At 41.8% G+C, this 9519-nt stretch carries 6 protein-coding genes and 9 tRNA genes; 3 read left to right on the top strand and 12 right to left on the bottom strand.

Features of this window, described 5'->3' with window-relative positions; genetic code table 11:
* Nucleotides 1-944 precede the first annotated feature (944 nt).
* The 3 genes from RIN81_RS13610 to RIN81_RS13620 form a co-directional block, all read right to left on the bottom strand.
* Nucleotides 945-2660, bottom strand: coding sequence for a hypothetical protein (locus RIN81_RS13610; RefSeq protein ID WP_309091051.1), 1716 nt, complete (start codon nt 2658-2660; stop codon nt 945-947).
* 139 nt (nt 2661-2799) lie between these two features.
* Nucleotides 2800-3312, bottom strand: coding sequence for a hypothetical protein (locus RIN81_RS13615; RefSeq protein ID WP_251273473.1), 513 nt, complete (start codon nt 3310-3312; stop codon nt 2800-2802).
* Nucleotides 3313-3573: 261 nt separating this feature from the next.
* Nucleotides 3574-5130, bottom strand: a complete 1557-nt coding sequence (locus tag RIN81_RS13620; protein WP_309091053.1) for a UDP-N-acetylmuramoyl-L-alanyl-D-glutamate--2,6-diaminopimelate ligase — start codon at nt 5128-5130, stop codon at nt 3574-3576.
* Nucleotides 5131-5323: 193 nt separating this feature from the next.
* Between RIN81_RS13620 and RIN81_RS13625 the strand changes: the two genes are divergently transcribed.
* The 3 genes from RIN81_RS13625 to ald all read left to right on the top strand — a co-directional run bounded on the left by RIN81_RS13625 (nt 5324) and on the right by ald (nt 8402).
* Nucleotides 5324-5863, top strand: coding sequence for a copper resistance CopC family protein (locus RIN81_RS13625; RefSeq protein ID WP_309091055.1), 540 nt, complete (start codon nt 5324-5326; stop codon nt 5861-5863).
* A complete protein-coding gene (locus RIN81_RS13630) occupies nt 5863-6945 on the top strand; it encodes a copper resistance D family protein (RefSeq protein ID WP_309091057.1) in 1083 nt (360 codons plus the stop codon). Before RIN81_RS13625 ends, RIN81_RS13630 begins: the two co-directional genes overlap by 1 nt.
* 329 nt (nt 6946-7274) lie before the next feature.
* The gene (gene ald / locus RIN81_RS13635) at nt 7275-8402 is read left to right on the top strand and encodes an alanine dehydrogenase (protein ID WP_309091059.1); all 1128 of its coding nucleotides are present in this window, start codon (nt 7275-7277) and stop codon (nt 8400-8402) included.
* Nucleotides 8403-8526: 124 nt separating this feature from the next.
* On the opposite strand, the gene RIN81_RS13640 is transcribed toward ald, so the two are convergent.
* From RIN81_RS13640 to RIN81_RS13680, 9 genes are all read right to left on the bottom strand, one after another.
* Nucleotides 8527-8610, bottom strand: a tRNA-Leu gene (locus RIN81_RS13640).
* A 12-nt stretch (nt 8611-8622) separates the two neighbouring features.
* Nucleotides 8623-8697, bottom strand: a tRNA-Gly gene (locus tag RIN81_RS13645).
* A gap of 148 nt (nt 8698-8845) precedes the next feature.
* Nucleotides 8846-8927: transfer RNA gene (locus tag RIN81_RS13650), tRNA-Leu, on the bottom strand.
* Nucleotides 8928-8937: 10 nt separating this feature from the next.
* Nucleotides 8938-9012: transfer RNA gene (locus tag RIN81_RS13655), tRNA-Gln, on the bottom strand.
* A 6-nt stretch (nt 9013-9018) separates the two neighbouring features.
* A tRNA-His gene (locus tag RIN81_RS13660) sits at nt 9019-9094 on the bottom strand.
* A gap of 21 nt (nt 9095-9115) precedes the next feature.
* Nucleotides 9116-9189, bottom strand: a tRNA-Trp gene (locus RIN81_RS13665).
* Nucleotides 9190-9194: 5 nt separating this feature from the next.
* Nucleotides 9195-9278 (bottom strand) — tRNA-Tyr (locus RIN81_RS13670).
* Nucleotides 9279-9306: 28 nt separating this feature from the next.
* Nucleotides 9307-9380 (bottom strand) — tRNA-Ile (locus RIN81_RS13675).
* Nucleotides 9381-9393: 13 nt separating this feature from the next.
* Nucleotides 9394-9467, bottom strand: a tRNA-Gly gene (locus RIN81_RS13680).
* Between the last annotated feature and the right edge of the window lie 52 nt (nt 9468-9519).

Raw genomic sequence — 9519 nt, forward strand, 5'->3', positions numbered from 1 at the left:
TTTATTCCTTCCAGCCTTACGTATCCATTCTTTTTACTTAAAAAGAAAAAATTCTCTGTTTATTGAACAAACCTTCAAAAAATCAAGAAAAAACAGATGAAGATCTGCTGTTTTTCGACACAAAAACTAAAGACAACGAACTCGTTTTCTTCATTCTTATCATTCATCTGATGAAATGAATACTCCTTTAACCAGCATATAGCCACTGTCCATTTATGAAAGAATAATAGAAGTCCTTCCGCTAAAGCAGAGCAGGGTTCATCCGGCCAGTCCTAATCATCTGCTTTTAGCGTCACACTGCTATCTTTTTAGTGATTTACTAACAGAAATGTGCTTTAGCATGCGTATACACGTGTTTCCCTCCAAATAAGACCGTATCAACAGAACCGAGCTGGGCTTTTTTAAATCTTGTAATATGCAGATGGTATCACACCTATCTCGGAAAATAGAAAAGCATGTTTACCAATACATTCGCAAAAATCTTTACTTTTCTTTTTTAATTCATTACGCAATAAACGTGACAGAAGCACTGCAAAAAAAAACAGCTCTTCCAAAAGAGCCATCTACCATCGTTATTTTGATAAAAATTATTAACTTTGATTAATTCTTTGCATAAAGGGCTGTCTGCACCTGAGAACGACATACTGCGATCCGGATTCTTAGAAAACAACTTTTGTACTTTAGGCGTTTTCTTAAAGCGGCTCATTAAATGATATGGAGTAAAAGAATCTTTTCATTTTGCAAGATGATTTTTAAAAGTAGACGGGGCTAACGGCTGAAGCAGGCTCTTGTAGAAGTTTGAATTCGTGTGGACAAGCATCCTTAGAGCAAGGAACAGGAAACTTGATTTGATGCCAGTTTATATATAGAAAAACAAAATAGCCTCAAGTGGCTATATAAAAACGTCTTCGCCATAGCTGCTCTTTCTGCAAAAGAGCAGCAGATTACTTTTTCATTATTTCCCGTTCCATCCTTTTTTCCCGCAATGCCTTATACTTTTTTTCCGCCTGCTTCATGAGAGAATAATATTGAGATTCAAGATATTTTTCTGTTTCTTCTGTTGTAATAACAGGCACCCACGCTTCTTCTTTTTCTTCTATTGGAGTGTTCAGAGGAAGACAATTACTTGACTGACGTAGTGTGGAATCGATACATTTTTCCTTTTTTGCTTTGAACCTCTTTCCCTCTCGATTTCTTTGAATATGCGTCTGACTAAACGAGGAATCCTTTGGAGAACTATTGATAATGTTTTCTCTTTCTTTATCAGTAAACCTATCTTTGGTCGTCTTTCCTGCAGTCCATATTTCCTCTTCTTTCTGATTGGCAGAAATTTGTTGTCTTGCAGGGTCTCTTGCTTCTTTTATTTGTTTTAAGTGGCTCTTTCTCTGCACTTCAACTTCTTTTCCTTTGAAAGATGCTTCGTTTTCATTTATTTCATTTTGTCTTTTCATCTGAGTGACAGGTTCTTCTTCCTGCTCTTTCTGTTCTTCCCGGCCATTGAAGAAAGCTTCCTCTTCATTTATTTCTTTCGGTTCTTCCATCTGAGCGAAAGGTTCTTCTTTCTGCTCTTTCTGTTCTTCCCGGCCATTGAAGAAAGCTTCCTCTTCATTTATTTCTTTCGGTTCTTCCATCTGAGCGAAAGGTTCTTCTTTCTGCTCTTTCGGTTCTTCCCGGCCATTGAAGAAAGCTTCCTCTTCATTTATTTCTTTCGGTTCTTCCATCTGAGCGAAAGGTTCTTCTTTCTGCTCTTTCGGTTCTTCCCAGCTGTTAGAGAAAGCTTCCTCTTCATTTATTTCTTTCTGTTCTTCCGTCTGAATGAAAGTTTCTTCTTTCTGCTCTTTCGGCTCTTCCCAGCTGTTAGAGAAAGCTTCCTCTTCATTTATTTCTTTCTGTTCTTCCGTCTGAATGAAAGTTTCTTCTTTTTGCTCTTTCGGTTCTTCCCAGCCGTTTGAGAAAGCTTCCTCTTCATTTATTTCTTTCTGTTCTTCCATCTGAGCGAAAGGTTCTTCTTTCTGCCCTTTCGGTTCTTCCCAGCTGTTGGAAAAAGCTTCCTCTTCATTTATTTCTTTCTGTTCTTCCATCTGAGCGAAAGGTTCTTCTTTCTGCTCTTTCGGTTCTTCCCGGCCGTTCGAAAAAGCTTCCTTTTTATTTATTTCTTTCTGTTCTTCCACCCGAGTGGAAGGCTCCTCTTCCTGCTCTTCGGTTTCTTCAGTATCAGCAAGCTCATGAACACCTGGGAATATATTGATAATGCATGCATTTTGCACAATTATTTTTTCTTCCCCGCTAATGAGGATAAGATGGTCATCAAAGACCCGGCTTAAAAAGCCTGTAACAAACTGATCGTTATAACAATTGATCGTTACCCAGCTATACTTACACTGTTCTAAAATTTCATGAAGCTGTTCTGCCTGTAAATAATTCTTAGTAACCGTATTTGTCTGCATATCTTTTGCATTTTTTGAAACAGACTTTATCTGCGCGAGGTGATGGTAAATGTATTTTTCTTCTGTAATCTGTAAAATTAAATAATCTTTTTTTACATCGACCATTATTCCTTTTATAAGTATCCCATCATTTGAGAAGACACCTACCGAATAACCAATAAATGGTCTAAGTGCATCAGAAAAAAAAGGGCTCGACATTTCTTTCCCCCTCACAGGTTAAAAACCCCTTTATCAAACAAAAGTCCCTTTGAACAAAGAGAATATGACATAATTGCTTATCCCATTCCTCATTTCAAAGAGACTCTGATTTCTTTCTTCTTGATAATTACTATGAATAATTACTGCTTTCTGTTTATTGAGTTTCTTCCTCTTTTTCTTTCTTATCTGATTCTTTCTTGTTCTTTTCATCCTCTTTTTCTTTTTTATCTTTATCCGGATCCTCAATTTTCAAATCGTAACTGATGTTTTTAATATGGAACGTCGATACACGAATAACTTCTTCATTATAAACAATTGTGACATAATCATCGTTAATATCATCGAGGACTCCTTGATATTTTTCATGCCCGCCCCGATTAATTGTCACCCATTTATACTTTAAATTGTTCATAACGTCTGTGAACAATTTTCCACCGATATACGTAAAATCTTCAGGAACAAGGAGGTCGAACCCGAGGCCTTTCTTAGTATTGTCGGTTAAGCTTTTAACATGATGGCCTTTGTAGTAAAGAACACCGTCTTCTTTTGTAAGAAGTACGAAATAATCTTCTTCTACTGCAAGTAATTGTCCAACGCGAGAATCATGACCACCTCTATTGACCTTAACGACTTTACCAACTAATGAACTTAAAATTTCCTTATTCATTCGTCTACTCCTCCTATTTTAGAAAGTTCCCTGTAATTATATGCAGAAATCAAGAGAAGGTACTGCTTCAATCTTCGGTAGATCTCATTTTTTAAAATAGAGCCGATAAAATGTTTTATTTTTTAACATTCAATGTTCTGTATATTTTCAGACATAAAAAAACACTTAGTGTGTAGAAGTATAAATAAACAAAAAAACCGCTTAGGAGACAACAATTGTTGTCTCCTAAGCGGTTTTTTAACTAAAATCTAATTTGTTAATTTAAAATAGACCTTTTTGGATTTGTGCTACATACACACTTTGTTCTGCACTAAATTTCATTGCCTGTGAGAATGAAGTACTGTTAAAAAACTCATTAATAATTGCCTCGTCTGAATGAGGAATATGCTTTCCTGCTACGATTTGACAGCCATTGATACAGCCACTCGTAAGCAGGATAATGTCGTTCGGCCTGCTTTCCTCAAGTGACCGGATCACGCCTTCCCGTCTTGTGGCAGCCGTCAAAATGAGCTCTTTTGGATTTGAAAATCCACTGACTACGCGTCCAATAATGTCATTTGGATTATGTGGTCCCGGGTGATCTACCGTTACGACGATTACATCTGCTTTTCCTTCTGCCGCCTGTGCCATTTTGGGCATTTTCCCAAAGTCTCGAATACCAATGCCCGCGATCATCGCAATTAAGCGAGCATGTGGAATACGCCGTACTTCAGTTAAAATTTGATCAAGAGCTACGGGCGTATGAGCATAGTCTATAATGACTTTCCGGTTGTCCGGTCCGTGAATCACTTGAAAACGACCCTCTACCTGTTTCATGTTTGGCAGAACAGAAACGATTTCTTCCATACTGATCCCAAGAGACAAAGCCGCTGCAACCGCTGCTGTAAGATTTTCGGCGTTATATTCTCCGTAGAGCGGTACAGATATCGCATATGATTTCCCGCCGTACAACAGTTGAAACGCCATGCCCTGCTCATGATGCCGGCAGTCTGTCCAAATTAAATCAGCTCCCGAAAGCGGTTTGCGGCTGTACGTAATAAGAGGTCCTTTAGCCGATTTGAGAATATCCTCTGACATGCCCGCATCATCCATATTCACTACACTGACTGATGCCTGCTCAAAAAGCTGCAGCTTAGACTGCTTATAATGCTCCATTGTTTTATGATATTCCAAATGCTCTTCTGAAAAGTTGGTATGAATGGCTATATCAAATAAAATGCCTTCCACCCGCTTTTGATCGAGTGCAATAGAAGAAACCTCCATTGCTGCCGCTTTATGATTCGACCTGTGCAATTCCTTAAAAATAAAATGAATGTCTGAGGACATTGGCGTAGTCGGTGTGCTTTTGTTGTATGGCATTTTTTCAGTTGCTTTCCAAATCCCTGTTGTCCCAAGCATGCCGCATGGAATATGAAGCAGGTTGAATAAACTTTGCACATACGTAGCCACTGTCGTTTTACCGTTTGTGCCCGTGACTCCTACTTTGATGAGGCGTTCCTGTACATGTTCATAAAAATAATCCGACACATGAGCCATAGCCGCACGAGAATCCGCTACTGAAACGAATGTAACAGCTGGAAACCGCTCGTGAAACGAATGAAGAATTTCTTCATCGGTTCCAATTACAGCGGATGCACCGGCTTCAACCGCCTGCTCAATATAGGCGTGGCCATCCGTATTCTCCCCTGCGATAGCAAAAAAAGCAAAACCGGGCTTTACTGCCTGGGAGTTGTATGTAACTCCAGAAATGTCAGGACTGGCCGGGCCAAAAAGATGGATGGCAGAAACAGCAGGTAATTGTTTAAATGGAATGTGCATGGATCGTTCCTCTCTTCATTCGTCTTTTTTAGACTTACTTCCCGGTTCAGACTTCCCCTACTCCTTTTGTGAACAGTTTGTGTGCTTTTTCTTTGTTTTTTGACACCTTTGTGATCCCAAAGCGGTTTTCATTCGTTTTGTTTTCAACAGTGGTATAGTATTTATGAATCATTTATGAATTGAGGTGAATCAATTGAAAAAAATCTTTGTTTTCCTTTTTAGCTTATTATTTCTGTTTTCGCCTGCTGTATCCGCCCATACGGGATTGGAAAGTTCTTCTCCTGCAGACGGGGACACTGTAAAAGAGCCGATTCAGGATCTTTCTTTGACATTTGAAACGCCAATTGAACAGGGAAGCAGCTTCACACTGAAAAATGAAACTGGAGAGGTTCCGCTTGAAAATATTCAAGTACAGAACAATGTATTAAACGGGTCCGCGGCAGAATCGCTGAAAAACGGTTCTTATACGGTTGATTGGCGGATCGTCGGTGAAGATGGGCACTTAATCGAAGGAACGTATGGATTTACGGTTGCAGCCGAGCAGGCGGAAGAGCCGGCAGAGGAAACAGCGCCGGAGAAAGAAGCAACAACAGATGAAACAGAGGAACAACCTGCTGCTGATGTCCAGCAGGAAGAAAAAGGATCCTCTTCCTCCATGCCGATTATTATCGGTGTGATCGTAGCTGCCGCATTGCTTGCCGTTATTCTGCTTATGAGAAAAGGGAAAAAATAATGGCTGTGCTTTATGCGTCGGAAACTCTTTTATACAGCTGTTTTTCTTTGTTAATGGGCGCTTTCCTTATACAGCTTGTTCCTTCGCATAAAAAGCCAGCGATTCTCATTCGAGAGCGCTGGCTTTACGGGGCTGTAGCCGGTATCGCTCTTTTTGCTTTTGTGCCGGCAGCTGTATTGATTCTGGAACTTGCGGCAGGAAGCGGCGTAATGTCTGTGGCACAAACGGTCATTCTTGGATTTACGGTCGGGAAGGCTTGGGCATTCACTCTTGCTGTTGCGCTTTTTTTCGCACTGTACTTGTTTACGTTTCCTGTTTTAACCGATAAACGTTTTACAGCTGGCGGACTCGGTTTTATTCTTTTGCTGATTGGCTCGATCAGCTGGTCGAGCCATGCCGCTTCTTTAAACGATTGGACCGGTGTCCTTTCCCATGCGGTGCATTTTACAGCAGTATCCGTTTGGGCTGGCCTGCTGCTTATGGCTGGCTGGTTTGCACGTGATGAAGCAAACTGGCTTGCTTTTTTAAAATGGTTTTCGCCAGTAGCTGCTATTTGTTTGTTATTAACCGCTCTGTCTGGCTTTTGGATGATGACCATCATTTTAGACGTTCGTGACTATGCAAGCGACTGGTCACTTAATTATGGACAGGCACTTTTAATCAAGCACCTACTGGTTCTGCCGGTTTTGCTGTTTGCGTTTATAAATGGGTTTCTTTTCAAACGAAAACTGCAAGAGCGCCGGGACGTTCACCCGAAGCCCTGGATAAAAGCAGAAAGCCTTATTTTATTATTGATCTTTAGCACAACAGCGTTTCTTGGCCAGCAGGAGCCGCCTCATGCAGTCAGCGAGGGCCGTTACTCACCGTTATTTGCTTTCTTTTACAACGGCTCCCTGCCGCCCGCTTTGCCGCTGCACCTTGGCTGGTCACCGTTAAATGTGCTGTTTATGTTTCTTGCCCTTGTTTTTTTTGCAATTGGTTTTTGGGGATATCGGAAAAAAGAAGCGGGCATTACATTTTTCATGAGCATGCTGCTTGTTTTTTCTCTTTATCTTGCCCTGATTACCGGTCTTTCATCTTAAAAAACCGCCTTAGCAGCGGCGGTTTTTTTATTATCAGCTTCTTCTTTTTCTCTCTCCGACTCTCTATTGTTAGATTTTCTCACAATGTTTTTTCATTATTTGAAGCTCGATATAAACCTTTTTCCATAGGATTGAATACTGTTTAAAAAATATAATAAATGCGGTATTGAAGCGATAGGAACCGATTACAAATTTCCTGTTATAAACAGACGGATTTTTTGGTTTGTTTTTTTTCACAAATGATCTCCATTTTTTTTAACAATCAAAACGATGTCATTTTTTTCTTTTTCTCCTACAATAAAGGCAACAAATACGAGAGGATGATCGTGATGTTAATTGGGATTCCAGCTGAAATTAAAAATAATGAAAACCGTGTGGCTATTACGCCGTCAGGAGTTGCTACACTTGTGGCCGCAGGACATGATGTCATGATCGAAAAAGGAGCCGGCTTAGGAAGCGGATTTACAGACGCAGAATATGAACAGTACGGCGCTCAAGTACTTGATTCAGCAAGAGATGTTTGGAACCGTGCAGATATGGTGATGAAAGTAAAAGAACCGCTTGCTTCTGAATATCAATATTTCCGTAAAGACCTTCTTCTTTTTACTTACCTCCACCTTGCAGCTGAACCAGCGCTTACAAAAGCGCTAGTCGACAGTGGTGTAACCGGTATTGCTTATGAAACCGTTACAGCAGGCGGCACGCTGCCTCTCCTTTCACCAATGAGTGAGGTTGCCGGACGGATGGCTACGCAAATCGGGGCCCAATTTTTAGAAAAGAATAACGGTGGAAAAGGCGTTCTGCTCGGCGGTGTTCCAGGGGTGAAACGAAGCCGTGTAACCATTATCGGCGGCGGTATGGTTGGTACAAATGCAGCCCGCATTGCCGTTGGGCTCGGAGCAGACGTTACGATCATTGACTTAAGCGCAGATCGTCTTCGCCAGATTGAAGAAATCTTTGGCGCAAGTGTTCAAACTCTTATGTCAAATCCATTAAACATCGCTGAATCTGTAAAAGAATCCGATCTTGTTATCGGTGCCGTTTTAATTCCGGGTGCTAAAGCGCCGAAGCTGGTAACAGAAGAAATGGTAAAAGCAATGTCACCAGGCTCGGTTGTCGTGGATGTAGCCATTGACCAAGGAGGTATTTTTGAGACAGTAGATCGTATTACAACTCATACAAATCCGACTTATGAAAAACATGAGGTTGTTCATTATGCTGTAGCAAATATGCCAGGAGCAGTTCCGCGTACCTCTACCATTGCATTAACCAACGTTACGGTACCTTATGCCCTCCAAATCGCAAATAAAGGCTTTGAGCAGGCTATTAAACAAAATCCAGCCCTTGAAAGCGGCGTAAATACGTATGGCGGCCATGTAACCTTTGAAGCCGTTGCGCATGATTTAGGATATGAGTTCAAAAATGTGAAAAGCCTGCTTGATTCACTAACGGTTTAAATAAAAAAAGCTGCCTCCAGCACTGGAGACAGCTTTTTCTTTTATAAGGACAAGTACTAATATTTCTTTATATATAAAAAAAGCAGCTTCTACTTCGAAAAGAAACAGAAGCTGCTTTAAATGATACCGGCGGCCGGGGTCGAACCGGCACTCCCGTGAAGGAACTGGATTTTGAGTCCAGCGCGTCTGCCAATTCCGCCACGCCGGCATATCATATACATGGAGCGGAAGACGGGATTCGAACCCGCGACCCCCACCTTGGCAAGGTGATGTTCTACCACTGAACTACTTCCGCACTTGAACAGGATGTTCTGGGTTCTGCGTTTCGCACAGGACGTGTGCGCTCCTAGAAGAAGTTCCTCTTTCATGCAAGACTTTGTAAGAAGTCTTTTATCAAATATACAGGCTGGCGAAAGTGAATACTTTCGTCAGCCTGTAAAAGATGCGGGTGAAGGGACTTGAACCCCCACGCCTTGCGGCGCCAGATCCTAAGTCTGGTGCGTCTGCCAATTCCGCCACACCCGCTAAGTATAAATGGCTGGGCTAGAAGGATTCGAACCTTCGCGTGACGGAGTCAAAGTCCGTTGCCTTACCGCTTGGCTATAGCCCATTTATATGGGGCGATCGAGGGGAATCGAACCCCCGAATGTCGGAGCCACAATCCGATGCGTTAACCACTTCGCCACGACCGCCATTATATCATATTATTTAATTGGCAGGGGCAGTAGGAATCGAACCCACACTGGAGGTTTTGGAGACCTCAGTTCTACCTTTAAACTATGCCCCTATAAATGGTGGAGGGGGGCAGATTCGAACTGCCGAACCCGAAGGAGCGGATTTACAGTCCGCCGCGTTTAGCCACTTCGCTACCCCTCCATATGAAGAAAAAATTTTAAATGGAAAATGGGCCTGAATGGACTCGAACCATCGACCTCACGCTTATCAGGCGTGCGCTCTAACCAGCTGAGCTACAGGCCCATCATAACAATAATGGAGCGGGTGATGGGAATCGAACCCACGACATCAGCTTGGAAGGCTGAGGTTTTACCATTAAACTACACCCGCATATTGTTAAAATGGTGGCTCAGGACGGAATCGAACCGCCGACACAAGGATT

Origin of the sequence: Domibacillus sp., from assembly GCF_031181085.1 — a bacterium.
GTDB lineage: Bacteria > Bacillota > Bacilli > Bacillales > Domibacillaceae > Domibacillus.

Bases quoted from the DNA above. Each gene is read 5' to 3' on its own strand.
- RIN81_RS13615 (WP_251273473.1), bottom strand. From the start codon at position 3,312: ATGAATAAGGAAATTTTAAGTTCATTAGTTGGTAAAGTCGTTAAGGTC.
- RIN81_RS13620 (WP_309091053.1), bottom strand. From the start codon at position 5,130: ATGCACATTCCATTTAAACAATTACCTGCTGTTTCTGCCATCCATCTT.
- RIN81_RS13630 (WP_309091057.1), top strand. From the start codon at position 5,863: ATGGCTGTGCTTTATGCGTCGGAAACTCTTTTATACAGCTGTTTTTCT.
- ald (WP_309091059.1), top strand. From the start codon at position 7,275: ATGTTAATTGGGATTCCAGCTGAAATTAAAAATAATGAAAACCGTGTG.